We start from the raw sequence: 25,983 nt of genomic DNA, 5'->3' as shown, positions 1-25,983 counted from the left end.
GGTAATCATAATCTAAACTATGAAAGTGAAGGCCTTACGAATCTTATCAGAGGATGAAGATTATGAGTAAGATGAAGACTATGACGTCAACAATCGTTATATCTCTATTGGTGAGACAGTCTCCTTGCGCGTATATTGCGGTGACACAGGAATACGTCTTCGATGATTGTCGCTCGACAATCAAAGGCAGATACCTAGTCCTAATCGGTGCTCACTTCTACGAAGTGATTTTCCACACGAATGCACCAGCAATTCATCCCCCCCTTGAATACTATCAGAATATTTCTAGCCGTTTGTATCTATACATTGAGCCTCCCCCTGCTGAATGCATCGCCAAGCCTGTCCGAATCGGGACTTTCTGACCTCTGGCTACCCGAACTAGAACAACTGAAGGTCGAGATCGAATCCGAGCTTCAAGCACTCGCTCATATCAGTCTAAATAGCGGCATCGGTGCGGTCGGCTATCGCTCGCCCAGCTATGCGGAGGCAGACCACTTAGAGTGGGTTCAAGTCGACTTACAAGCGGACAGTCCAATCGATACGATTTTTATCGTGCCCACGCTGTGGCGCGATACCACAGGCTTTGTGAGCGATGCCTTTCCCGCGCATTTCACCGTATCCATCGGCACCGAAGGGGATGCGGTGGGGAGAGTCGTTTATGAATACAACTCAGACAGTGATGTCTTTACGGGAATTTCACCGCTACAAATCCCTTTGGCCGGCGAGCCCATCTCATGGATTCGAGTGGCAGCCACACGTTTGAGTCCGCGCGCCTTAGACGATCGGTATGTCTTTCAGATCTCAGATATTATGGCATTTGAAGGCGATGTGGATCGTGCCTTACGCAAGCCAGTAACGACATCCAGTAGAGAATATGAAAGCCGTGCACGCAATGCGATGGCCTTAGTGGATGGCATATTGCCTTACCTTATAAATTCGGGTTCCAGCCAACAAAGCAGAGCCTACGTGAGCCCAGTCGCCATCGGCGACAAACCTTCGATCACCATAGATCTACTAGAAGAATATTCCGTATCGGGGGTTCGGTTGCACGGCGCAGATCAAAGCGACACCGTTCCAACCACGCATGCAGGTGAGTTTGGTATGCCAATCCATTTCATTCTCCAGAGCTCAAACAGTGCAGATTTCGCCGACGCGACTCTACTATTGGAAGCGCATCTGAATTCTATTTTCGAAATCGGCCCCTTTGTGTCATGGAATTTCCCTGAGCAGTCAGCGCGTTACATCCGCCTCACAGCACTCGAACCATACATTTACGATGGAAAAGTCCAGGGCACACGCCTTGCTTTTGCAGAAATAGAGGTGCTACAGGACGGTTTGAACATTGCGACAAACAAATCCGTTCTAGCAAATTTCGAACTAAGCAGAAACGGCCATACGGTTTCGGCCCTCACTGATGGTCTAAATATATATGGAGAAATCCTACCTCAACGACAATGGCTCGGCGAGTTGGTGAGGCGCCATGAACTCGAAAGCACACTGCATCAGGTCAAAGCAGAACTCTCGGAGCGATACGCTCGACAAAAAGTCCTACTACGCTGGGCAATTATTGCAGCCGTCTGCCTGCTCTTACTGATCGTCTTCACCATCCCCTATAACCGCATGCTCAGCTATCGCAAAGAAGTCCGCATTCGCGAGCGGATAGCGGCCAACCTACATGACGAGCTGGGAGCCAATCTACACGCGATCGGTATGCTAGGCGATGTCGCCGAACGCTCCATCAATGCGCCTCAGCGATTAATTGAATCGGTGCGCCGCATTCGAAAATTAACAGAACGCACAGGCGCAGCTGCACGTCATTGCACCAATATGCTTGAGGCAGAAAGTATCTGTGAAGACGTAGTCCTTGAAATAGAACAGGACGCACAGCGATTGCTGAGTGATTATGAAGTGCGTCTGCACATCGAAGGCAAGGCTCACCTACATGCATTACCACGACGCAAGCGCCTCGATCTCTATTTATTTTTCAAAGAGTGCCTGACGAATATCAATCGACATGCCATGGCGACTCGCGTTTACATTCGTATCATTGCGAAAAAGGAGTCAGTCATCGTCTCCATTATCGACAACGGATGTGGCCATCTAGAAGACATCCCTAAATCCTTATCACGTAGAGCCCGCTTCATGCGTGCCACGTTGAAACACAAACAGGTCAAACCTAGTGGAACTCACATACAACTTAAACTAGACTTAGCTAAATTTAGACTATTCAAAAGATGAAAAAAATTCAAATCATGTTAATCGAAGACAATCGCGAATTCCGCGAAGTCTTAGAATTCTCTCTGGCCGACGAGCCTGACATGGAGGTCACCAACCAATACAGCTCAGCAGAGTTTGCCCTCCGCGTGCTGCACGATCAGCCAGACATCAATATACCGGACCTGATACTACTCGACCTACAACTGACAGGTATGTCTGGCATAGAAGCGATTCCACGGCTCAAGAAAGCCATGCCAAAGGCTCAAATCATTATTCTAAGTCAATCAGACAACGAAGGAGATGTATTAAAAGCGATCACTGAAGGCGCATCTGGCTATCTACTAAAATCATCCACAGTCACTCAAGTGATTGAGGCCATACGCACAGTCATGGACGGCGGCTCCTCTCTCGACCCCCGAGTCGCGAACTATCTATTGAAGCAACTCCGCACCAATTTAAAGAAAACGGAAGTTCAGAGCCTAGTGACAAACCGTGAAATGGAGATCCTCGGCCTGCTGGCCGAAGGCTTCGTTAAAAAAGAAATTTCCGACAAATTGGATATTTCCTATCGAACAGTCGACACCCATGTCCGGCACATCTACGAAAAGTTAAACGTCAACAACGGCCCCGCTGCCGTCAACGCGGCTCACAAACTCGGGTTGTTTAAATAAGGAACCGACATTCCGTTGATCGTCGGGCCTACGCCCACCTGCTGGATTTCCATCACTCGCAACTGCAAGGAGCTTACCTTGAGCCGCCGCAAGAGAGGCCAAGAGTTGCTCGGCTCCGCCGCAGTTTCTATCCGCCGCACTCGGGGCGAAGAGAATGTCTGCGGCTTGAGCAAAACACCCCATCAACTCTACGATAGGATAAAGTGATTTATTTTAAAACGTTCTCATCATTTTTGGATCAATTTTAAACAATACTATTTAGTGGCAGCACTCATTAGCTCATCGGTCCGCTCCCTCAAATCCGCAAGGACAGATGCAAATTCTGGATTGTTGATGAGGTTATTCTGCTCGTATGGATCTGCCTCCAAATCGTAGAGTTCTTCAATCACAGGAGTGTGCTCGTGGTATTTGAAATATTTAAAGCGCTCCGTGCGCACACCTTGAGTGCGATAGGATCGGTTCCCTGCAATGATCTCATCATTGAGCCCAGGAATATCAGGGTGCTTCTTAACGCCAGCCGAGTGAATTTCCTGAATGAAGAAGTTCTCCATGAGGACACTGTCGCGCCACACAGACATATCCTGAGTGCCATCTAACAGGCCGCTCAAATCGACGCCTTTCATACGACTAGGAACCTTTAGGCCCGCCAAAGATAGAATGGTGGGGGCAACATCGGCCGAGGATACCATCGCATCGACACGAGTGCCGCGCTGACCGTTGGCAGACGCACGACCATCAAATACGATGAGTGGCTCCTTCATCGATTCCTCATAGAGGATCGCTTTATCAAACAGGCCTTGAGAACCGTGAAAGCGGCCATTGTCGCTCGTGTAGATAATGATCGTATTATCCATGACTCCCATCTCCTCTAGTTTGTTCACCAGACGCTCGACTTGCTTATCGACGGTATAGCCCTGCACCGCAAAGCGACGTGCGCGACGTTGATACTCTTCTGGTGTGGATGTGCGTGCGACGTGCAAATACGTGCCGCGGCAATGGTCGAGCAATTTGGGCAAGCGCTCGCTCTTCCCTTCGACCCAATTATCTGGCACCCACATTTCCTGACCTTCAAAGAGCGCCACGTGCGGCGGATACATGTCGGCATCTTTATCATTCTTCACCGCATCGAAACTAATAGAGAGACAGAACGGTTGGCCCTCCGGCTGGGTCTCAAGGAAACGAATCATCGCGTCCCCCTTCTTCAGGGTCCGCTCATTTGCTGGGCGGCCTTTGCGATAGATATGCTTCAAGCCTGGATCATCTTTTGGCACGATGGGGTTGTTGCCGCTAACGAAATAGTCGAAGTAATCAGTGGCCGAACGATTGGAACCTTCCAAGCGAATGCCGAACTTACCGACGAATCCAGTGCGGTAACCCACTCCCTTCAACCTAGCCGGGTAGCTGTCATCAAATTCTTCTCTGGGGATCGTGCGGTTGTATGGATAGGTGAAGCCGGATCGATGATCTGAGAAGTAACGACCAGTAAACATCGTGGCGCGACTTGGCATACAAATGGCCACCGCATAAAACGCGTTATCAAAGGCCACACCTTGCGCTGCCAGCTGATCGATGTTCGGCGTGCGCACGTCGGTGCGTCCATAGCAGCCAAGCGTGTCCCAACGTTGGTCATCCGTCAGCAAAAAGACAATATTCGGGCGCTTGATCGCGGCGAATGCACGCTCCTCTGCGGTAGGCTCTGTTGCGACTGAAAATTCCTGATACGCAGTATTCTCCCCCGCTGCTGACGGAGAGACGGCCCAAACGATCCAGCGAAAATGCCCGAGTGAAGCCCCATCGCTGTCACGCAGCGAGGCGGCAGTAAATGCCGCATCGGGCGCACCCGTATCCACCTTTGCTAGCTCCGTGTAAGCGCTTAAATCCCAACCCGGATTGGTCGTGGCAGCACTGCCGTAAATGGTCAATTTCTGCGCACCACGTCGCCCGACTTGATTATGCGACCAACTCGTAATGGCTGTAACTGGCCGCACTGAGCCAAGGTCCATCTTGTAAGCACCGTCATTGACGCCATTCCCAAAAATCGGCCCAAAGTCCTCGTCCAGTTTGCCGTCGATCAACACACGCAACGGGTCATTGCTGGTCGCATGATTGGTAGTGACCTTACGACCAAGTCCAGACTGCCCATAATGGGCTGTCGGAGGAACTGTCAGTTGCTTAAAGCCACTCGAGGACGAGGCGCTTTCAATCACCACCGATGTTTCTGCCTGCGCAAGGGCGGCACACATCGTGGCAGCCGCAATCATTATGTAGTTTTTCATCATACTATCTTTTTTTATTCAATTAAAACGACTAGCGCACCCGCTGCCACCCGGCAGCATCGAGTTCTGCTGCGGCCCATCCAGACTTCGTTAAGGTAGAGTCATCATATTTGGCGCCGATCGCAGTCGTGCCATCGAATTTGCCTAAATTCTGAATCATTGCGACTTTAGCAGCGCCAGTAATACGGCTCAGGTCAGCGCCCTCAAAGGTGACGGCTAGGTGTTTATCGGCAGCAGTCGTCGCACCAGAGCCTCCACTGAAAAAGTATTCCGTCTTTTCAGTCAGCCCGTTCGTCGAACCACCCCATGTGATATTGGAAAAATTCGCACCTGCTAAGTTCGCGTCGCGGAAGGCAGCCATTTTACCAGACGATCCTTTGAGATTGAGTGTTGCGCCTGAAAAATCGGCACCGCTCAAATCAACAAAAAGGAAAGGCTGATTGCCAGTGGTATGGATCGTGGATCCTGAAAAATCCACCGCCTTCATGGAGTCATTATAGCCAAAGTTATTGCCTGAAAATGTTAGCGTCTTTCCACTCAGATCGGTGCCGTCCCAAATCGTTTTGGAGGCATCCGAAAATGCATCGGTTGTCCACGAGGTCTGATCCTTGATACTCTTGAAATCAAATGCTGCGGCATTGGGATTCACTCGAGCTGATGAAGCCTTTTTTGCTACAACAGAAACACGCCCCACACTCTGAGGCACAGCCGATGCTTCGGGCAGCGAGTCACTCGCACCCAGCCATTCGACATCGGTAAAGTAGGCCCCACCCGCTTTGCCTTGTTCATCGTAAAGGTAAGTCAACAACTCCGCGGGGCCAGCAGGTAGATCCATTTCGATGACGATTGCTTTGCATCCCGAGGTCACTGGTCCCGATTGCGTCTGTCCAGCAATCTCGACTTTGGCACTCACCGCAATCACCGGCTTATTCGCCGCGTCAGGCCACTGACGGAGAGTAAAGCGATAGCGTCCAGGGCGTTTAACCTCCACGCGCCATGGTGCGACCACACGCGGCAGTTTCCCGATTTGACCAAAGGAGTAAGGCGGATAGCCCGATTTCATATACCAATCCTGTGAGCACAGCTCAGTGGGATTCTGATCCAGATTGCCGATATCGATCCGTGCGGGTTCGACCAATCGGGGCGATACGGACTCCCAAAATGGATCATACAAGGCACGTAAGCGCTCGACCACCTCAGGGTAGTCTGCCGACACATCCTCGCGCTGTGAGGGATCTGCAACGATGTCATGTAGCTCCAGCTTTTTTGAATTCGTCAAACGCCACTGCTCCGACATCACAACGGTATCCGCAAACGGCTTGTCCAGTGGATTGCGCCCATACGCACCACCATGGAACTGCAGAATCAAGTGATCGCGAGACCACGGCTCATTGGATTCATTTAAGAGCGGCACCACAGAGAGTCCGTCCGGCGCGTAGTCGGCCGGAACCGAAATGCCACACAGCTCAGCTAGGGTCGGCAACACATCAATGTGTGCAGTCAAAGTATCGATATCACTGCCGCCCTGCAGCTCGCCCTTTGGCCAGTAGATGAAAAATGGCACCCGATGGCCACCTTCATAAATGGACGATTTCTTACCACGCATTCCCGCGTTGTAGCCCTTCACCGCTTCGGACTCCAAACCATTGAATTTCGCACCGGCCGAGGTTCCATTGTCAGTCATGAAGATGAGAATCGTATTTTCCGCAAGGCCTAGTTCATCCAGCTTGCGGCGTAGAATCCCCATATTGTAATCAATATTCGCGATCATTCCGTAGAAATTCGGATTGTTGACTTCAGGGATCTTATAGGGCTGCGCCCATTCTGCTGGCACTCGGTAAGGGCCATGTGGCGCATTCAGCGATAGATACAGAAAGAAGGGCGTCTCCTGATTCGCTTCAATAAAGCGCATGCCTTCGCGAAAAAAGACATCCGTGCAGTAGCCTTCGAACTGTTCAAATTCCCCGATTCGGCTCCCCGGCGTGACGCGCTCATAGACATCATCAAAGTAATCGTTGCCCCAATAGTCAGACCCCTGCCCGATTCCCCCGCAGCGGTGCCAGACCACATCCTGGAAGCCGCGGTCTTGCGGACGATGCGGCGCGTTATCGCCGAGGTGCCACTTCCCAATCATACCAGTCGCATACCCATGATCAGCAAAGAGATTCGCGACCGTCTGTTCATCCGGATGCATTGCCGAACGCCCACCTGTGGTGCGAAACGCACCCGAACGGCCGGCATGATGCCCCGTCATCAAAGACGCGCGAGAGGGCGTGCAAAACGGACTGACATGAAAATCCGTAAAACGAATCCCTTCATCATGCAGCTTATCAATCTCCGGCGTCTTCAAGATCGGATTGCCGTGGCAACCAAGGTCGCCGTAGCCCTGATCATCGGTCATCACAAGGATAACATTGGGCCGCGCGGCATGGGTTACAGCAGCAGATGCCACTAAAGCCGCCCCCAACCAGATGACAGAAAGAGATGTTTTCTTAACCATATTTTTTAATGCGCAACCTCGACCCCAAGTTCTTGGAATGCTGTATTCTCGCCGCCACCAGCATTGCTAATCGGCGAGACCGCCCAGATGATCCAACGATAGTTGCCGAGACTTTTGCCAGAGCGGGCGCGCAAGGAGGCTGCCGAATAGTCTTTCATACTGAGCGCAGTGGTATCGATCGATCCAAGTGCCGTGTATTGCTTCAAGTTCCAACCTGGATTGCTCGAGGCATTGCTGCCATAAATGGTCAGCTTCTGCTTGCCACGCACCCCTGCCATATTGTGAGCCCAGCTCGTGACCGCATGAACAGGCTTCACTGCGCCCAAGTCCATCTGATACATGCCATTGTGGACGGTATTGCCAAAAATCGCACCGAAGCTCTTCGCAACCCGTCCGTCCGTTAATGTCGTCAATGGCTCGTTACTCGTCTTCATATTGGCCGTCACTGTGCCAGACGCTTGAGCTGGCAATGGCAGTTCAGCAAATTCTCTGGCTCCATGACTGGTTTCAGCAATCACATCGCGATCCGGCACAATGCGCACATTCACCTTCTGCTGATTACGAACAACGGTGAGCTCGTAAGAGTCCTCCACATTCGAGACGAGATACTGAAAGAGATCGTTACTATTGCTGACGCGTTGACTATTGATCCCCTGAATCAAATCGCCGTCTTTCAGTCCTGCTGCGACCAGCGCAGAACCCGGCTGTAAATGACTCAAAGCCAGACCGCCCTCCTCTTGACTCACACCATACGCGGAAAACTCAACGCCAGAGAGTTCGCTCAAAGTAGCACCCAACCATGCCAGGCTAAGCGGCTCCGCTTTGACTGGCTTACTGCTCGAAGCACTTTTCCCCGCGAACTTTAATACGGGAAGCTCTGGAGTGCGGGCAATCGCCTTGAGCGATGGCTTTTTCACGCCGAACTGATCCATCGGGAAATTTTTAAAGCCGACCTCAAAGGCAGGTGATCCCTCTTTCACTCGGTAATCTCCGCTGGCTGGATCAACAAACATGGGGTCGCCGAAAATCGACTTCTTATCCCAACCAAGCTTATCAGAAGTCTTCATAATGGACTCCGGGTTAGCCGCATAGAAATTTTCGTCCACACGCGTGCCATCGGTATACGGCTCGTTCATACGAGCCGCTCGGTGTGACTGCATAAAGATATTACTATATACTTGGTCTTTACTACCAAAATACCAGACGTGGGGATGCAGCCCATTGTTCACTGTGATGTTATTCCATGCATGGCGACGGAAGCCTTCACGCAGTTTCAAGCCACCTCCTAAAAGAAGATTATTGTAAATGTCGTAGTTGGTTGAACCGTCATCGAGGTCAATATCCCAACCATGATCGCAGCGCCAGCGGCTGTCACGAATAGTGGTGGTCTTCATTGCATCTAAGAATGGAAGGTTTGGCTCTTTATCAACCGCGGCTTGAGAAGTGGGTTGATCCGAACGCCAGTAGCGGTCGCGCCCCCATGAGTTGAAGGAGCCATGGTCATGCGTTTCCAATACCGTATCAAACACATCGCAGCGCTCGATCAGATGCCCGCCCCACGCTCCGTCGCCAATGTTAATTCCGGCGCGAGCCGTGTCGTAGACCGAACAATCGCGCACAGTGATTCCCATCGCCATTTCAATCAGCACACCAGCAGGCTGGCGTTCCACGCGCCCGATGCCATGAATCAAGCAGTCTTCCACGGTCGAGTCCGCTGGATAGTTGTTCGTCTTCGGGCCGACCGTGCGGTCGATTTTAGAGAGATCGTTCTTCTGGCCATATTCAAACAGCGGATCACGCACCGCATCTGGGTCGCCAACGAAACAGACACCACTGGCACCCGCATCGTGAATGTGGCAGCCTTTAACCAGCACATTGCGGTTGTAGTTATTCACGAAGACCGCATTGCCGCCCACTTGATCGAATTCGGTATCCAAAATTTGGATATGCTCGGTTCCCGTCAGGAAATAAGCACCCCCACGGTAGATCGCCCAGTCTGAGCGTAAGAGTGGCTCCTTGACGTCCATGAAGGTGCGCGCGGCATGACGCACAACGAACCCTTGCAGCGTGATGTGTTTGACTGGGTTCGCTTCTGAACCTTGGAACTCGACTAGATGACGCAGACGCACCACTTCGACCTTGGCCGAGTGGATGTCTGTGCCCGCGGCAGGCTGATAATAGAGCGTGTTTGCCTGGGCATTATGATACCACTCGTTCTCGGCATCGAGTTCTTCGAAGATGTTTTCGACCATTCGAAACTCCTTATGCATCGAAGTTTTACGATTGTTCTGCCAACCACCCTCAAAGACGAGTTCGCCCGAAGCATCTTTGCCAGTGATGAGGTAGTGATAGCCGCCCCAACGCGAGCGGTGCATCGCGTGAATATAGCCGCCCTCCGGATTCGCCCAGAGTGCTGCACGTTCCTTGGAAACCGCATCTTCCGCGTAGCCTTGATAGGGTTCGGCCTTCTTCGCCGGATCGAAGTTCGGATAGCGCGCCATACGTTGCTTGCGCCCATCGATAAAGAGCTGGTCAATCTCCAGCCCTGCTGGCGTTTGCGCTTGGTAGATCCCATCCTTGTAGGGTTGCCAAGATAGCTTGAGCTCCGAACCACCACTGAGCACGGCACCACCTTCGGTAGCTGCCTTATAGATGACTGGGGATTTTTCAGACCCCGAGTCTGCTGGCGTAAAAACCAGCGTTTCTGGAAGGTAGTAGATCCCATCCGCTACATGCACGGTGACCGCTTCTTTGCCTGCAACCGCACGGACTTTGCCTTGCGCCGCAGCAAGTGAGGCTACGGGCTGACCGGCACGGCCACTATTAGCATCCGAGCCATCGGTGCTAACATAAATATCCATAGCATGTAAACTGGATCCAAGAACCAAGCTGCACAGTGCAGCGATTCCAACAAATGCCTTTTTAGGCTGCTGAGTCGTCTTTGATTTTGTCATAGTCGTGAAATTATATATTCTTTATAAACGTGTGATATTACTACAATTCCCTCGCGTTGTATACCCCCCCATACAAGGGGGATGCCTGTATTTTTTTGCCCGCGAAGGGACGCGAAGAAACGCGAAGGCTTTATGCACTGGAAGATCCTCATACACATCTTTGTCTCCTCTAATTTACGCTAGCTAGATCAATTAAAGGCATTTTGAGTGCTCTTCTCCGATTCCGGAAACCGCACAGACCCAGCATAGCTGGGAACCGCAGCGTAAAGGACTTCGTCCCACGCGGCAGGCTTATTTACGCTAATGTAATGCTTATCCAGCCCGACGCATGTGAAAGAAAGTTCATCGTCGATTACTAGGATGACTGTTGATGATTGCTGCCCTCTAAGGGAACAGAACCGACGGAATCCTGGCGTCTCAAGTCCTGTGAAGCTGCGGTGCTTTAGATCTGTGTCTATCGGTGAAATCGGTGATTAGAAAACCAGCCTGCCGCGTGAGCGAAGCGTTTTACGCGGCAGAGCCAAAGCACCTATACAAATAACCGCCACTATCGCGCTCGAACCACGTGGTGCGTCGCGGAACGCGACTGAGCGCGCCCACTCTTCAGGACGAAAAAAGGCTGCACCCGAAAGTGCAGCCTTAAATACTAAACTTGAGTGAACCTTACTTGCGACGGCGAACCATCACGTAGCTCATGCCCAAAAGGCCGGCGAGCAATGCGTAGCTGCTAGGCTCGGGAACGACTGTTGCCACACCGATCACATCAAATTCACGATATTGCGAGTCTCCGCCAGAATTCGAGGCGTCGAAGTTACTGAAGGTAATCGACTTCACACCACTTGCAATAATACCAGTGGTATCTTCAGTGATACTCACTTGAGTCCAAACATTGATCGGGGCAGCATTGTTCTCGTGCGTTCCGCTTGCTATGATTAAATCTGAAGTAATACCATCCGCGAAAGACACCGTCGCTGTATAACCCTGATTAGCTCGTCCGCTTCCAGCGACAGTCCATGCCGCATAGGTATTCACACTAGTAATATCGTATCCTAATGTATTCGTGCTAATATCAAAATTGATAGTGAAGGAATCCGTTGCAGATGCTCCAAGTGGAATTCTAAAACCAGTGCCGCTGTTACCAACACCCACCGCGCCGTCGGTAAGGATGTTCGCCTGACCAACAGTCAATCCGGTTAGGGTAAAACTGTCGAAAGCGACGTTGTTGTTATTCGCCAGATCCGTTGAGCTGGGATCGATAAATCCCGTTGTGCCGGATGGAAAGGCGGCTGTATCGGCCGTTTCTGCCTTATAGCCCGTGACCACAATGGCCGCGTGGGAAAGTGATGGAAGTGCTAAAGCGCAAGCCAGCGCGAGGGTGAGTTTATGGGGGGTTTGTAGCATAGGAGTCGTAAGTCCGTGATTTATAACTTAAGGGGAGAACGAATCCTAGAATACCAATTCCGTCGAGATACGTCTACCCCCCCGTTTAGGGGGGTAGTGTCGAGATGTTCTATTTACAGAAACGTCGAACGGCTTTCATTTTTCGGTGATCTCGCTGGATGATAAAAATGACTTCGCGTTTCTTAGCGACCCTTCGCGCGCAAAATCCTGACCAATCCAGAGGCATGAGTCATTAACCTAGATTCGGTAGTCGGCTATGGTTCAATTTCTTAAACCGTTAATGCACGTCAATACACGTTAATCTTATATTAACAGTTCAACGACTCTTTTTAGGATTAAGCCTGCCGTGTTTTACGCTGCAGGCAAAAAAAGGCTGCACCCGAAAGTGCAGCCTAATCCCCTATAAATATCCCCCCCGGGATATGAAATTGTCTTACTTGCGACGGCGAACCATCACGTAGCTCATGCCCAAAAGGCCAGCGAGTAACGCATAGCTGCTAGGTTCTGGAACGGCGGTCACAGTGAAGCCACCGCCGGATTCAGTGACTTCGAAAGTTCCACCGAAATTGTTCTTCCAGTTAGTGCCCGCCGTCAATGCGGTTTCAACCGCATCTTTGTCGACATAGCCACCACCTGCGGTTGAGCTATACAATGCAGAGAACGAACCACCAACTATAGTGAAGTCGACATAAGTGCCCGTATTGTCCGTAAAATTGGTCAACCCGCCCGCAAAGGAGACGTCGCCTCCGGCAATCGTAATGGTCGCAAGGCGATCCGTTGTGGTTCCGTATCGAAAGTCCACGCCGGCGTTGAAGTTCAACGTCCCATCGGAGTTGACCAGAAAGTTGTTGGTCGCTCCGGTGGCATGACGACTAATGAAAGTCAACCCAGTGAGATTGAGCGTCACATCCTCCGTGCCACCGCCCGTGCCATCACCGACCGTAAAGACTGTGCGCGTTCCAGCAGTGTTCGACCAAAGGCTACTCTCACGGCCGTTGAAATCGAAAGTGAACGGGCCACCGCTATTGAAAACCATCGTCGGCGTATCGCCATTGCCCCCTGTCGTTCCGCCAAGGCCGGGAAAGCTGGCCGTGGTCGGCGCGGTGGTTCCGTCAAATATGACTGTGTCTGTATTATTGAAAGAAAGCCCGTTATTACTTCCAGTGCCAGCAATACGATCCACTGGCACGGTGCCACCCGACCAGTTTGCGGTGTTGGTCCAGTCGCCATCTTGACCGACACCACCAGAACTAATCCAAGTGTATGTTGCGGCGTGAGAGAAGCATGGAAGCACAACGGCGCAAGCCAGTGCTAGGGTGAGTTTATCGGGGGTTTGTAGCATAGAGCCGTTAGTCAGTAATTTATAACTTAGGGGGAGAACGAACCCTAGAATACCAATTCCGTCGAGATACGTCTACCCCCCCGTTTAGGGGGGTAGTGTCGAGATGTTCTATTTACAGAGACGTCGATCGGCTCTAATTTTTCGGTGATCTCACTGGATGATAAAAATGACTTCGCGTTTCTTAGCGACCCTTCGCGGGCAAAACCCTGACCAATCCAGAGGCATGAGTCATTAACCTAGATTCGGTAGTCGGCTAAGGTTCAATTCCTTAAACCGTTAATGCACGTTAATCTTATATTAACGGTTCAACGACTCTTTTTAGGATTAAGCCTGCCGTGTTCTACGCTGCGCTCAAAAAAGGCTGCACCCGAAAGTGCAGCCTTACCCCTATAAATATCCCCCCTTGGGATATGAAATTGTCTTACTTGCGACGGCGAACCATCACGTAGCTCATGCCCAAAAGACCCGCAAGCAATGCATAGCTGCTAGGCTCTGGAACGACTTGCCAACCAGCAGTTTGGAGGGCTGTATCAAGCGCTGCTGCATCGCCATAGCCAAATGCAGCGTAGTTATTGGTGGTAAAGGCCGTGTCATACTTCGCACCATTACCGAATCCGGCAGTCGATTCACTGAGGTTAGCGATGATCGCAGTTCCAGCAGTCGTAGAGAGCGACGTTGTTCCAGTGAAGTTGAAATCAACTCCGGACATATCAAGTGCATTTGCTGCAGTGCCCGCAGTGATCGATCCTGCACCATCAAGAAAAATTTGAAGGGTGTTAAGCGATGTGCCCGCGATATTGATGTTCCAAATGGAATTATTAAATTTCATCCCTGCGTTTACCGTGCCTGTTCCAGCAGTGGCGTTACGGAAGATATTAAAGCGTGTCCCGCCATTGAGTGTATACGGGTTCCAATTAAACGTCGCTCCAGTAAAGTCGGCGCCCGTCGTTATTGAATTCACAAAGGGCTGGTTAGCCACTGCGGTTCCGTTGCCGAGATTCATAGTGGTGCCGGCGAAGCTTGCATCGGTGAAATTGTCATTAATACCCCAGTTATTGACAGTGGTGGTGACGCTGCCAGTGAAGACTTCATCGCTCCAATCAGTCGCGGCTGTGGCGCCATCGATCTCCGAGACCAGTGCAGCTTGCGCCATCCCTGCAATCAGCAGGCCAGCGGTTAAAGTTGTGTAGAGTTTGTTCATATAGGTATTTTGAGTTCGATACTAGTTTTCCAGGGGTAACAGAGCGATGCTCTCTAATAGAGAGCTACAAGATACCAATTTCCGAAGAAACTGTCTACCCCCTCGTTTAAGGGGACAATGTGAAGAACATTCGATGGGAGGGGTAATTTCAGGAACGCCGCTACACGATTTTAACCGCCATGCGGTTATGGTGCCCGATACACCGGCATTGCTACGTCATGTTCATTGACGGTTAAACTGATCATGGGATCTGTATTTTTAACCACAGATGAACGGGTATGGACGGAATGGCACGAACTTAAGCTAAAGTAGCAGCGGCATCTTGCCGCTCATGCAAGTAAACAAGCGGCTGGAAGCACGCTTCTACTATCGATTCAGCTGCTTAAGTTCGTAGCATTCGGGTATGGACGCAGATTTTAAATGAATTTAGGCACCAATCGATCTGCGTTCATCGGCGTGCATCTGCGGTTAATCTATTATTAGTTTAAGGTGCTGGTTGGCATTCGAAGCCCAGCCTTAGATCATTCGCCATTTTGGCAGTGAATCAGCTAGGTAGGTATTTAAATATCCCTCCCCCGGCATATGAAATGTTCTTAGCTGCGTCGGCGCACCATCACGTAGCTCAGACCCATCAGACCGGCGAGCAGTGTATAGCTACTAGGCTCGGGAATGTCGACATAAGCACCTTTAACGGTCAAGTCATCGAATCGCAGGCGGTCAGGACTACCGCTCACGACGCGATTGCAAATGAGCGACCATGTGACCGTCTCATCGGTGGAAAAAGGCGGGAAATCAAATGTCTGCCGATCGAATGTTTTCGGCGCTGGCTGGCTACCTGTCCCAACATCAATGACAGCACCCTTGCCTATTTGATACGATAACGAGGGTGTAAAACGACTGCCATTGGTGCCAAAGGAGGCAGAGACACTTTCATAGCGAACCACTTCTCCCGCGCGCCCCTGCGTCGTCCATGTGACAATACCCGTCTCTCCCGAACGCCTTAATATGTCAGAATTCATACCTCCAGTCGTGCCGTGATAGAAGTCCAGAGCGGGCGATGGAATTGAGTTGGCTTGCACGCCCGCCCCCACCAGATCCGTAACGAATAATACGCGAGCCGAATCTTCGTAACGGTTCGAACGATTCTCGAAATCAAATAGCGCGATGGTGGTGGCAGCGTGGGAGACAGTCGCCATCAAGCCGACGACTAGAAAACAAATGAGGGATGTGGGTTTGTTGAGTCTCTTCACTTCAAACATTACGGTTATTTATAGACAGGGAAGCAGTGCAACACCCCATATAAGCAAAACACTCTAGCATTTTCCCTGACATTTGGCTGCCCCCTTTTTTAGGGGGGGCAGCCTCTTCCGACCAACTAGAAATACACGACCCTACTTTCTTCCGTATATAAATACGCACGTAGCGTTGACATGGATACCTTTTGAAAGTGGGCTAAACATCTCTACACGTCATCACACGAAGAGCCATTGATGCGCTATCCCGAATTCACGATTCTTTATCTACTCATCGCCGGCATGCTGTCGGCGGCGAGCGGATTTGCGAAAGCGGAAGACTCGCATGAAGCATTCTCACTCTCTCAGTTAGAGCAGCGGCTGGCCGCAATCGACGCGCGACTAGAGGACGTGGCGCACTTAAGCCTACGCAGTGGCAGCGGCTCCATCGGGTATCGATCGCTCAGCGTCCCTAGCAGCGACCGCCATGAATGGATCGATATTCAACTCGGAGAACCTCGTGTGATTGATGAAGTCATACTAGCCCCCACCCTAAGTCGTAATGCACACTCCGACTTCCATGCAGACGCATTTCCGAAGGAGTTACGAATTTGGGCGGGAACGGACGATGATCGCCAGGGGCGCTTGGTCGGCAGCTTCCATGCGGACGCAGGGGCTCTGCCCAGAATTGCCCCGCTTGCGATGAAGATCGAACCGATCACAGCATCTTGGATACAGGTAGAAGCCACACAACTAACGCGTAGAGACTTTGACGGAAACTTTTGCCTGCAACTATCAGAAATCATGGTCTTTAGCGGTGATGAAAATGTAGCACTGCATCGGCCAATCTCATCATCTTCCAATCAGAAATCAAACTCCGACGCATGGGGCAAAGAGTATCTCACCGATGGGCATACACCCTTTCTGATGGATGCCGCCATCGGGCGACAAAGTATCGCTTATCAAGGAAGCCACACCAAAGCCCCTGCCCTCATCATTGATTTGGAGCATACGTATCCGCTATCCCAGGTAAACTTCCACATCATGGAGACTAGCGACACCGTGCCGACCAACCTTGCAGGGGATTACGGCATGCCGCATCAGATCAAAATTGAAGGTTCCAATCGGAATGATTTTTCCGAGGCGGTGTTGCTGCTTGAAACCGAGCAGCGAAGCCTCAACGAAAGCGGCCCGATCTGGATGTGGAGGTTCCCTGAAATGTCTTATCGCTATCTACGCATCTCGACGCCCCCGGACGCCTCGGAGGACACACTTTCGAACAGCTCGTTGAATCCCCTTGCCCAATTAGAGAAGCCATCTGCATCGATGTCACTAGATGCTCCAGATAGCTCTAACATTGGCTTTGCCGAGATCGAATTACTCTCAAAGGGAGCAAACGTAGCCATCAACAAGCCATTCAAAGCGCTTAATATCCATACAAGCCCGGGACGCGACCTCGCGTCGCTGACTGACGGCCATAACTTTTACGGCGCAATTTTATCCGTCCGTGAGTGGATGTCACAATTAGCCGAACGCCACGACCTAGAGTTCGAACGCACTGAAGTGACCAGCGAAATCACCCGTCGCTATACCAAACAAAGGCAAACCCTCAAGTGGCTCATCTACTTGGCCACGGTGCTGACAGTCAGCATCTTCATTATTGTATACATCGAGCGGATGCGTCACCGCCGCCAACTGGCCGCCGTGAGGCAACGCTTTGCTGCGGATATACACGATGAGATTGGCGCCAACCTACATACCATCAACCTGACTTCTCAGCTCATTTCCAAGCGATCGGAGCAACTCCCAAAAGAGGTCAACCAGTTAACGCAACGGATTCAAACCGTCATCAAACGAACCAGCAAAGCGATACGTTATGTCTCGGATATTCAAAGCTCCAGCGAACTCTACGTGCATCTTCCTGATGATCTAAAACGCACTGCAGAACGCATTCTGGTCGGACTGGCGCACGAGATTCAACTAGACGGCGAACAATTCCTCGTGCAAATCAACCCGAGACGACACAGCGACCTCGTGCTTTTTTACCAAGAGTGCCTAATCAATATCTGCCGTCATGCTGGTGCGACCAAAGTCACTACATTTCTATCCGCGAGCCCCAAGCAGATCCAACTCACGATCATTGACAATGGCAAAGGATTATCCCAAGACACACACCACCAGCCCCCACCTTCACTGCAACGCAGGGCAAAACTTCTTAGAGCCACCATCCAAGTTGAAAGCCCCCATGAAGGAGGCACCGCAGTCATCATAAAACTACGTCGACGCAATCGACTGATGAGGGCATCATTCCCAAAATAATAAGACTATGAATACATCGATCCGAATCATGCTGGTGGAAGACAATCCACAATACAGAGAAGTCATCGAACTGGCGCTCTCGGAAGAAACGAATATCGAGTTGGTTGCCCAGTTTGGTGCAGTCGAAGTCGCACTACACGCATTGAGTGATGCATCGACACCTATAGAAGTAGACCTCATTTTGCTTGATATTCGGCTGCCCGGCATGAGTGGCGTCGATGCCATCTCTCAGATTCTACAAAGCACTCCGAACGTGAAGATCATTATGCTCACGCAGTCCGACATGGAAGCGGATGTGGTTAAATCGATTCAATCCGGCGCCGCAGGCTACCTGCTCAAATCATCCTCCATCGAAGAAATCACCGAAGGCATTCAAACGGTAGCGAAAGGTGGCAACCCCTTAGATGCGAGTGTCGCCAAATATTTGATACAAGCACTGCAACCAGCAAAGCCTAAAGTGCAACTGAGCATCCAACTGACTCCGCGTGAGACAAATATATTAGAACTACTGAGTGTCGGCTTAGTCAAAAAAGAGATCGCGGAGAAGCTCGAGATCTCGCCACACACCGTCGCCGAATACGTAAAGAATATTTACACAAAGCTCGGCGTTAAGAATGCGCCAGCGGCGGTGCACAAAGCATTCAGATCCGGACTCCTATCCGATAACTAAATGAATGAAGCAGAATTGATCGCCGCAAAAAGGTTCATCATCATTGATTAGGCAGTGGGTGCATAGAACCACTGATTGAGCGGGCGTCGCACTAAGCTGCTTCGACTGAGGATACGTAATATTTGACAACCGCTTGCGCTAGAGGCCCCTACGGGCGAGGATTGGGAAGGATCAACGTGCCATTGACCACAGGAAGCAGCCTGAGTGGATTCTAATGTAACCTTTCTCAAACTCCCCTGCTCAACGAGCGAAGAAGGGAGCGGTTGTAAAGAATCCTCCGTGGAGAACCTCACGCAGAGCCTTCTGCCGCGGTGGCCCCCGCTCGGCATTCCTCAGGCGTGAAGCGCGGACTGATACAAAAAAACGCTCCCGACCATTCAAGGCTGGAAGCGTTTTCAAAGTTGAAAATATTCAGCGACTAGGCGCGGCGACGGCGAACCATCACGCAGCTCAGACCCAAAAGGCCCGCAAGCAATGCATAGCTGGACGGCTCTGGGACCGTTGATACAGTCAGCGTGTATTCCATGACAAGGGCGCGCGGGCCATTGTTACCGTTACCCGACCAATTGAGTGGTGAGTCGTCGTCAAACTCAAGAGGGATTGCTGAGCTCACAGCGGTGTTGTTGGCTCCAGAGTCCAGAGTGGTCGTTCCATCGTTCACGCTGTAGGCTCCGTTCCCTGATTTGAAAAATTGGGTTAAGGCTCATCAATTAAGCCTCTGCCGCTTCTTACTCTTAGGCTCCCAACCAGGTTTCTTGTGCATGTGCTTTTTCCAGAGATCGATTTCAGCATCGTTCATTTGCTTGGGTCCGGCCGTGCTACGTCCCTCTGCGACATAATTTTCCAGTAGCTCAAGGAGTTCGCCGACCTTTTCAGGGTATTCTGCCTGTAGGTTCTTGGTCTCTCCGATGTCTTGTTTGAGGTTGTAGAGCTGAATCAAGGGTAGTCCTAGGTCGATCGCAGTCTTACCGGCTGGATAGGTCCACCCTGCCGAGCCGGGTGCAAGAATCAGCTTCCAGTCGCCTGAGCGAATGGCGAACTGGCCAGAAATCGCGTGGTGCACAATCCCCTGACGATCGGTTGTAATAGGTTCAGATTTGAGTGCAGGTAAGAAGCTGACACTATCGACCCCCTCATCGTCTGCGAGGTCCGCACCTGCGATGTCCGCACAAGTGGCAATGAAGTCGGTCAGGCAAATCGTTGCATCCGAAGTGGAACCCGCTTCAACAACTTTCGGCCAGCGCACGATAAAGGGCACCCGGTGCCCCCCTTCCAAGATATCCGCCTTCGATCCACGAAGGTTCGCACTTGAGTAATGCCCCATGCTTTCAAGATCCGGTATTCTCGCAGATTGAGTCGATGTGCCATTGTCCGCAGTGACGATGATCAGGGTATTCTCCGTGAGCCCAGCGTCATCCACGGCCTGGATAATTTTACCGATCTCATCGTCGGTTTGCATTTGAAAGTCAGCGTGTCGATTGAGCCCACTCTTACCGAGCCATTCTTTGGTCGGCAGAACAGGCGAATGAGGCGACGTCAGCGGCACATACAGAAAGAACGGCTTATCGCCCTTGTGCGCCTTGATGTAATCAGCGGAGCGCTTCGCTAACTCCGGTAGGACCTGATCTCGCACGAAGCCCGGAGCATCTGCTTGCGGGGCAGTATTGTCTGCCGCGCCAACGAATCTACGGTTCTCTAGGTAAATGTAGGGAGCCATATCCAGCGAACCCGAGATGCCAAAGAAGTAGTCAAAGCCACGATCGGCCGGGCCGTGTTGGATTTCACCCTCCCAATCGAGATTGGTTTGCTTCGGCTTACGCTGTGTCGGCAACGCACCTGAAGTAACCGGCAACGTCATCCCTAGGTGCCACTTGCCAATCATTGCGGTGTCGTAGCCATTCTCTTGAAGCAGTTCGCCCACGGTGAGCGTATCCTCGTCAATGAGCGCCTCGCTGTAGCCGTTTAATACGCCAGCCTGCCGCGTCGTCCGCCAATTGTATCGCCCAGTCATCAGAGAGTATCGCGATGGCGTGCAGACCGAGGATGAGGTATGCGCATCCGTAAACACCATCCCCTCACTCACAAGTTCATCCAAGTGTGGCGTAGGAATCAATCCTCGCTCTGGATTGAGGGATTGCACTTCTCCATAACCCATATCATCGGCAAAGATGAAAACGATATTGGGATTCGGCGAGCTCACCACAGGTGGCTTTTCCGCCATCATCAGTGACGGGATCAAAGCACCCGCCACAATAATCATTCTGTTAAAATAATTCATAATTTATAATTCCTCTCAGTTGTTTCGTTTTTGAGGCGGTCAGTCAGTCTATCAACAATTACTCGACCCATCCATCACTTATTTAAGTTAGGTCGAGTGAATGAAAACAATCGCATAGTTTACCAACATATGAACCATCTGCCTACCCCCTCTTTCGAGGGGGCCCCTTCCATAGATCCTGCACTTTGTTATTAACGTTACTAGTAACGTCATTCTTGTTTATTTAAATAATATACCCCTATACGCCAGTATGACTGCAGAGAGCGCATGAGTTCTGAGTTGTCGATGAACTGATACAGTTTACTCAATCCTCTGCCGATAGGCAGTTCCCTGGGCAAGCCATCGTGCTTACGCCCAAGGTGCCCTCCGAGTTTTCCACGCATCTTAACTATCTGGTTTATCGAAGGTGGATTATTTGTTGGCTTTGAGCGCTGCTGAAGAACCCAGATGCCCTCCCATCCCTGGCGGTCGAGTAGTTTCCACAGGGCTCAGAAGAGAGGCTCTGCGCCCGCGCTAGGCTCGTGAGATATTGTATTCTCCACCCCACGATGATCAATAGGCTGGTTCTTCGAGATTTTCAGTGAGTAGCTTGTTGATTCTTTGAAATATCAATTTTCCCTGCGATGAAGTATAGCATGGTGATTAAGTTATCTGGGTTTCTAAATCCTCTGGTTTTTCGTTTGACTGCAGAGAAGACTGCAGTCTCATCGTCTTTTTGTTTATCATAGTGCCGCGGTATTCAGCGGAGCTAAAGGACTATAGGAGATACTACTTGGTTTCAACCCTGACACGTATAAACTGAGCACTCTCCCCGCTGATATCGATTCGATTTGTAATCGCTTCAAAATCACCATCGAGACTTTGAGGAGAGAGTTCAACAGCCCCAGCATCCTGCCAATCATCTGCAGTCAGGTCTGTGGTAATTTCCAATAAATAGAGCAGATTACTTCCAGGCGTAGTGCGTCGTGGATATACAAATTCAAAATACGAAATCCCCCCCTCTATCAGCATCGAATGACTCATGGGATGCCCGCCGTCTGCAGCGCTTAAAGGATCCCCGCCAAACGCATATTCTTCCAGGTTACTGTGCGCATCACCATCGGGGTTCGCCGTTTCAAGCGCATCGGATTCGCTCAGGCCATAGCCAGCGATCCATGGTGCATATGCAGTTTGAGATGTTCCATAGAGCACTAGATCGTCCATCCCGAGCTCACCCGAGTAACTTCCAGTCTGCTGAATCACGATCGTCAACAGAGATCCTGTGCCTTCAATCGTAGAGTTGAACGTAGAGAATCCATCCAGAATCAATGCATCTGCTACGCCATTCACGTAGCCCTGAGCGCCATTATTTTTCGAGACTGTCCGACCGTCTTCCATTGTATAACTGGGGTTGGTTGTATTCTTGGCGACTGAAAAGATATCCTGCGCAGCGCTACCATCAATTGAAGCGGTGACCAACAGCGTTGAAAGATAGTTATCTGAGGCAACCCAATCCATCGTCATATGCAGATCTCCATATCCACTGATATCGAATGTATAGGTGAGCGTCTTCCCTGCACTTCGTTCAATGCCCAGAAAGTTATCTGTCTTACTGGACTCGAGATAGCCGATCTCATCAATGGAATCACCCGCGTCACCATTCTGTAGATACAGTGACGTGTCTAAAATGTCTGGATTCGCGACCGTGGCTCGATTGACGATATCCCATGTGGCAGTCGCACTGTTCTCCGTGCTTGAAAATGTGCGGCTTAGATAGCGCTCTGAACCGTCAAAGTTATCCTGCCCGAGGATCTCCTCATCTGCGCTATACTTCCAAATCAATTGCGCCTGCTCGGTTTCGACATTTACCCACACATCCACGTGCTCGAAAGAGCGCGTATAGATGGTGCCATCCTTAACTGGCGGACCTAATGGAGGCCCTAGAGGGTGACTAAACTCTGGCAACCAACTGGTATCCCATACCCAATCATCTTTGGTGGCATCTACTGATCCTCTAAAATTAAAGTAAGCATTGGTTTCTGCAATGATCAGGAAAATCGCGAGCCGATAATCCAAGGCAGCCGCGAGTTCTGCCTCCGAAGTATCCGGTCCTTCACTGATCATAAAAACCATTTTCCCTTTCGAGAGTGCTTCGCGCATTAACTGTATACTCGTCACGCGAGCTTCTGCCTCGGTTTGTGTTGGCACGCTGTCACGGTTCGCCAATTCCCAACGCTCGAGATAGCTCCCGTCCTGCAGTTCCATATGCGCACGACCGGCATAGTTCCGTTCGTTCCTCAAGGTATTGCCGATGAACAGTTTGCCCTGCGCCTGTAGCCCCTGACTCAATGCATCCAACATTGTCATATAATCGGAGACAGGCTGTCCGCCGGCATCGTAAGCAGATCGATTCTTCTCCGTCACCTTATCGACTAAGACACCATCAATCATCGTATTCGCAGTCATACTTAGCACCGATTTGACCCACCAATCCCTCAATTCAGGAATGGCATAATTATGCGTGTAATAAAGATCTTTAAACAAAAAGACGGACTCCGCTCCGTCTCCATCGACGATACGATTACTCCATTCCCATATATTCTCATCATACTCTGCATCCGATTCACCGGCTCCATAATGAATATATGAGTTGAAGTAATAAATATTCTTCACTTCAGGATTAATCGCCCGAATCCGTGCGGCGACATCGCGCGTGCCTTCGTTGGTATTCGAAAACCCTGCTGAATTCGCTTTCTCCCAAACAATCAGGTCATAGTTGGTTGCCATTGAAAGGACTTCGGCATCGGTGTATGCTGTGTTTTTACGGACAATTAACCAACGCGGAACGGTGTCCCACGAAAAGGCAGGAAAGTGAGTCGAGTCAGCCTGCTCTGGATACGCATCGCCAAAGATCGGGCCTGTGACCACACTTGAATAATCAGTTAAGTCTGCCCCGACCGCATCCACATCATCTGGATGATAGACCCTTAGTTTGTAGGAAATAGCGGAAACCGCCCATTCTCGTTCGTCTGAATAGAAACTACCCGCACCCGTCACCACTGCAGTATCAGTATAGTCGAGCGCAACGCCCTGCGAATCCGCATCAAAGTCTACTGAATCCAACCCTGTTCCCTCTCCTATAATCAATCGATGAGTATTGCCCCCATTCGACTCCGCCAAAGTGATCTCTGAAAAGCCGTCGAACTCGACCAGGTAACCCGCGGATGACACGCTAAGATTCTCGACACTAAAACGCAGGCTCTCTCCGGCATCCGCATCATTGTCGCCGCCGACGCCCCAGATTATTTCAAGATCTCCTTCTTCAGCCTGCAGTGTCGTCACTCCTGCCGAACTGCCTAACTGGCTCATCGAAGACGCGCCTGCAGTCGAGCTATAGGTATAAGTCGATCCGGTAAAGCCCTCGACCCGAATATCAAACGAGAGCACATCATTGATCAAATCACCATCATAGTCGTTGCCCGTCCATGTGATCGTATAGAGCAGATCGTCGCCGTCGGAGGACTGGGTGTAACTCAAGCCCTGAACATCTAAATCAAGTAGGGATCGACCGTTATTGAGAAATAGGTTATTTGCGGTTCCAGCAGAGACGCCATCCCATGATTTTTGAACAAACCAGAAATTTGAAGCTGAATGTGGTGCCGAAGTCAGAATCAAATTGATGCTATCAGCGTCATAGCTAATCGACGCAGACTCCCCCCGACGAAGTCCCTCAAACGAAACATTATCAGGATCAAACGAACCACTCATAGAACCAAACCGAATGAGTTCGATGGTGCGAGAACCGCCAATATAGGATGAAAGATCCACACGCAGCATGGCTGTTGATGGATCAATGATCAAAGCTCCGTCGACATGAATCGAGTTCATGCCCAGTTGCCCGAGTTCCATCGACAACATCCCACTCACAGTCAAACTATCTCCGATAGTAACAGTGGCTTCATCCCCCGAGACGCTAAATATCCCCCGATTGACAGATAAGTCAGTCGCACTCAGTTGAGCATCATCACTGAGTGTGTAGCTGGAATTCGATGTCGCAGCCGCACTACTGCCCACTGACAACAACACGGAGGAAACAACTCCAGCGGAGTGATCAACGATGCCTCTATTACCATTCGCATCCGACCCCAGATCAAAAGATCCGACGTTCAACAGATCAGCTTGGATCGTGAGCGTGGCGTCGTTGATAATCGAAAGGTTGAATACATTCACGGGATCGTGATCTTGGACCACATACGGCGTGTCCACTGCGCCATCTAAAAACACATGATGACTTGCAATACTCCCAGGCAAACGATCACCCGACCAGTTGCTTGCAGTGTGCCAACCCACATTCATCACCGCTTCATTGTCCCAGTCTAGATTGACTGCGTAAAGCGATTGGAGTGTCAGGATAGCGCTAATTCGAATTAGGGTATGCTTCATGACTTGATTACAATTGTCTTAAGTATAAAACTATTCGGGGTAGTATAAGTATGGGGGTTGGGGTGTAGGTTCTTTGACGCTTCAACAATCGACCAACTGCAATGTGATCATTTCAGAGCCATGTCCCTCATTATATCATAATATCTAGTCCCGTATACCCCATTTTAATGGGGGGTGCTGGTGCTTCGGTGCTGTGCTGAGGATCGGCTGACGGCGCGGAGGCCGTCCCCCCCAAGATGCATTAGTTGTTCACTCAACTCCTTCTGGATCTGTGCATACTCGCGATCATCGATCTGGTTGTTAAAGGCTCATTTGGGCTCTTTCAACATTAGTATTCTTCGTGGAGTGTTTCTGATGCGTGAGCTCTCGTGTAGAATGATGATTCCGTCAGTGGGACATGAAAAAGTCCGGCACACTTTAAAAGCATGCCGGACTCCTAACGATGACCTACCCCTAACGTAGATCATCAACCCTATAACACTAATGAAAATTCATTTACA

14 protein-coding genes are annotated in these 25,983 nt (G+C 50.7%); 4 read left to right on the top strand and 10 right to left on the bottom strand.

The features are described 5' to 3' along the window. Positions 1 to 240 precede the first annotated feature (240 nt). Both GZZ87_RS18250 and GZZ87_RS18245 read left to right on the top strand, forming a co-directional pair. Positions 241 to 2,238: a histidine kinase gene (locus GZZ87_RS18250; protein ID WP_162025919.1), complete on the top strand. Its 1,998-nt coding sequence runs from the start codon at positions 241 to 243 to the stop codon at positions 2,236 to 2,238. After that, positions 2,235 to 2,888 (top strand): response regulator transcription factor, encoded by a 654-nt coding sequence (locus GZZ87_RS18245; protein WP_244648075.1) that lies wholly within the window; start codon positions 2,235 to 2,237, stop codon positions 2,886 to 2,888. The genes GZZ87_RS18250 and GZZ87_RS18245 overlap by 4 nt, the downstream gene beginning before the upstream one ends. Positions 2,889 to 3,142: 254 nt before the next feature. On the opposite strand, the gene GZZ87_RS18240 is transcribed toward GZZ87_RS18245, so the two are convergent. From GZZ87_RS18240 to GZZ87_RS18210, 7 genes are all read right to left on the bottom strand, one after another. Continuing rightward, complete coding sequence (locus GZZ87_RS18240; RefSeq protein WP_244648074.1) at positions 3,143 to 5,167, bottom strand: sulfatase-like hydrolase/transferase; 2,025 nt, start codon at positions 5,165 to 5,167, stop codon at positions 3,143 to 3,145. A gap of 28 nt (positions 5,168 to 5,195) precedes the next feature. Beyond that, the gene (locus GZZ87_RS18235; RefSeq protein WP_162025920.1) at positions 5,196 to 7,664 is read right to left on the bottom strand and encodes a sulfatase-like hydrolase/transferase; all 2,469 of its coding nucleotides are present in this window, start codon (positions 7,662 to 7,664) and stop codon (positions 5,196 to 5,198) included. A gap of 5 nt (positions 7,665 to 7,669) precedes the next feature. Next, positions 7,670 to 10,618, bottom strand: coding sequence for a PDZ domain-containing protein (locus GZZ87_RS18230; RefSeq protein WP_162025921.1), 2,949 nt, complete (start codon positions 10,616 to 10,618; stop codon positions 7,670 to 7,672). A gap of 663 nt (positions 10,619 to 11,281) precedes the next feature. Beyond that, positions 11,282 to 12,019 (bottom strand): PEP-CTERM sorting domain-containing protein, encoded by a 738-nt coding sequence (locus GZZ87_RS18225; protein ID WP_162025922.1) that lies wholly within the window; start codon positions 12,017 to 12,019, stop codon positions 11,282 to 11,284. Between the two features lie 433 nt (positions 12,020 to 12,452). Continuing rightward, positions 12,453 to 13,361, bottom strand: a complete 909-nt coding sequence (locus tag GZZ87_RS18220; protein ID WP_162025923.1) for a PEP-CTERM sorting domain-containing protein — start codon at positions 13,359 to 13,361, stop codon at positions 12,453 to 12,455. Between the two features lie 421 nt (positions 13,362 to 13,782). Beyond that, positions 13,783 to 14,562: a PEP-CTERM sorting domain-containing protein gene (locus GZZ87_RS18215; RefSeq protein WP_162025924.1), complete on the bottom strand. Its 780-nt coding sequence runs from the start codon at positions 14,560 to 14,562 to the stop codon at positions 13,783 to 13,785. A gap of 593 nt (positions 14,563 to 15,155) precedes the next feature. Continuing rightward, entirely contained in the window at positions 15,156 to 15,821 is a 666-nt protein-coding gene (locus GZZ87_RS18210) for a hypothetical protein (RefSeq protein WP_162025925.1), read from the bottom strand. Between the two features lie 231 nt (positions 15,822 to 16,052). On the opposite strand from GZZ87_RS18210, the gene GZZ87_RS18205 reads away from it, so the two are divergent. Together GZZ87_RS18205 and GZZ87_RS18200 are read left to right on the top strand one after the other, a co-directional pair. Then, entirely contained in the window at positions 16,053 to 18,113 is a 2,061-nt protein-coding gene (locus tag GZZ87_RS18205) for a histidine kinase (RefSeq protein WP_162025926.1), read from the top strand. A gap of 7 nt (positions 18,114 to 18,120) precedes the next feature. Next, positions 18,121 to 18,783 (top strand): response regulator transcription factor, encoded by a 663-nt coding sequence (locus tag GZZ87_RS18200; RefSeq protein WP_162025927.1) that lies wholly within the window; start codon positions 18,121 to 18,123, stop codon positions 18,781 to 18,783. Positions 18,784 to 19,201: 418 nt separating this feature from the next. Here the strand turns inward: GZZ87_RS18200 and GZZ87_RS19820 are convergent, their stop codons facing one another. The 3 genes from GZZ87_RS19820 to GZZ87_RS18185 all read right to left on the bottom strand — a co-directional run bounded on the left by GZZ87_RS19820 (position 19,202) and on the right by GZZ87_RS18185 (position 25,483). Continuing rightward, positions 19,202 to 19,444 carry a PEP-CTERM sorting domain-containing protein gene (locus tag GZZ87_RS19820; RefSeq protein WP_244648073.1) on the bottom strand — a complete coding sequence of 81 codons (243 nt, stop codon included), beginning with the start codon at positions 19,442 to 19,444 and terminating at the stop codon, positions 19,202 to 19,204. Positions 19,445 to 19,489: 45 nt separating this feature from the next. Beyond that, the gene (locus GZZ87_RS18190; protein ID WP_244648072.1) at positions 19,490 to 21,061 is read right to left on the bottom strand and encodes an arylsulfatase; all 1,572 of its coding nucleotides are present in this window, start codon (positions 21,059 to 21,061) and stop codon (positions 19,490 to 19,492) included. A gap of 768 nt (positions 21,062 to 21,829) precedes the next feature. Continuing rightward, a complete protein-coding gene (locus GZZ87_RS18185) occupies positions 21,830 to 25,483 on the bottom strand; it encodes a putative glycoside hydrolase (protein WP_162025928.1) in 3,654 nt (1,217 codons plus the stop codon). Positions 25,484 to 25,983 lie beyond the last annotated feature (500 nt).

It is taken from the genome of Lentimonas sp. CC4, from assembly GCF_902728235.1.
In the GTDB taxonomy this organism is placed as follows: domain Bacteria; phylum Verrucomicrobiota; class Verrucomicrobiia; order Opitutales; family Coraliomargaritaceae; genus Lentimonas.
This window is presented reverse-complemented; position numbering and strand designations above follow the sequence as displayed.

What these genes read in the sequence shown, in the direction of transcription:
- GZZ87_RS18220 (WP_162025923.1), bottom strand. Translation starts at nt 13,361, where the DNA reads ATGCTACAAACCCCCGATAAACTCACCCTAGCACTGGCTTGCGCCGTT.
- GZZ87_RS18215 (WP_162025924.1), bottom strand. Translation starts at nt 14,562, where the DNA reads ATGAACAAACTCTACACAACTTTAACCGCTGGCCTGCTGATTGCAGGG.
- GZZ87_RS18205 (WP_162025926.1), top strand. Translation starts at nt 16,053, where the DNA reads ATGCGCTATCCCGAATTCACGATTCTTTATCTACTCATCGCCGGCATG.
- GZZ87_RS18230 (WP_162025921.1), bottom strand. Translation starts at nt 10,618, where the DNA reads ATGACAAAATCAAAGACGACTCAGCAGCCTAAAAAGGCATTTGTTGGA.
- GZZ87_RS18185 (WP_162025928.1), bottom strand. Translation starts at nt 25,483, where the DNA reads ATGAAGCATACCCTAATTCGAATTAGCGCTATCCTGACACTCCAATCG.
- GZZ87_RS18245 (WP_244648075.1), top strand. Translation starts at nt 2,235, where the DNA reads ATGAAAAAAATTCAAATCATGTTAATCGAAGACAATCGCGAATTCCGC.
- GZZ87_RS18240 (WP_244648074.1), bottom strand. Translation starts at nt 5,167, where the DNA reads ATGATGAAAAACTACATAATGATTGCGGCTGCCACGATGTGTGCCGCC.
- GZZ87_RS18210 (WP_162025925.1), bottom strand. Translation starts at nt 15,821, where the DNA reads ATGTTTGAAGTGAAGAGACTCAACAAACCCACATCCCTCATTTGTTTT.
- GZZ87_RS18235 (WP_162025920.1), bottom strand. Translation starts at nt 7,664, where the DNA reads ATGGTTAAGAAAACATCTCTTTCTGTCATCTGGTTGGGGGCGGCTTTA.
- GZZ87_RS18225 (WP_162025922.1), bottom strand. Translation starts at nt 12,019, where the DNA reads ATGCTACAAACCCCCCATAAACTCACCCTCGCGCTGGCTTGCGCTTTA.
- GZZ87_RS18190 (WP_244648072.1), bottom strand. Translation starts at nt 21,061, where the DNA reads ATGAATTATTTTAACAGAATGATTATTGTGGCGGGTGCTTTGATCCCG.
- GZZ87_RS18200 (WP_162025927.1), top strand. Translation starts at nt 18,121, where the DNA reads ATGAATACATCGATCCGAATCATGCTGGTGGAAGACAATCCACAATAC.
- GZZ87_RS18250 (WP_162025919.1), top strand. Translation starts at nt 241, where the DNA reads ATGCACCAGCAATTCATCCCCCCCTTGAATACTATCAGAATATTTCTA.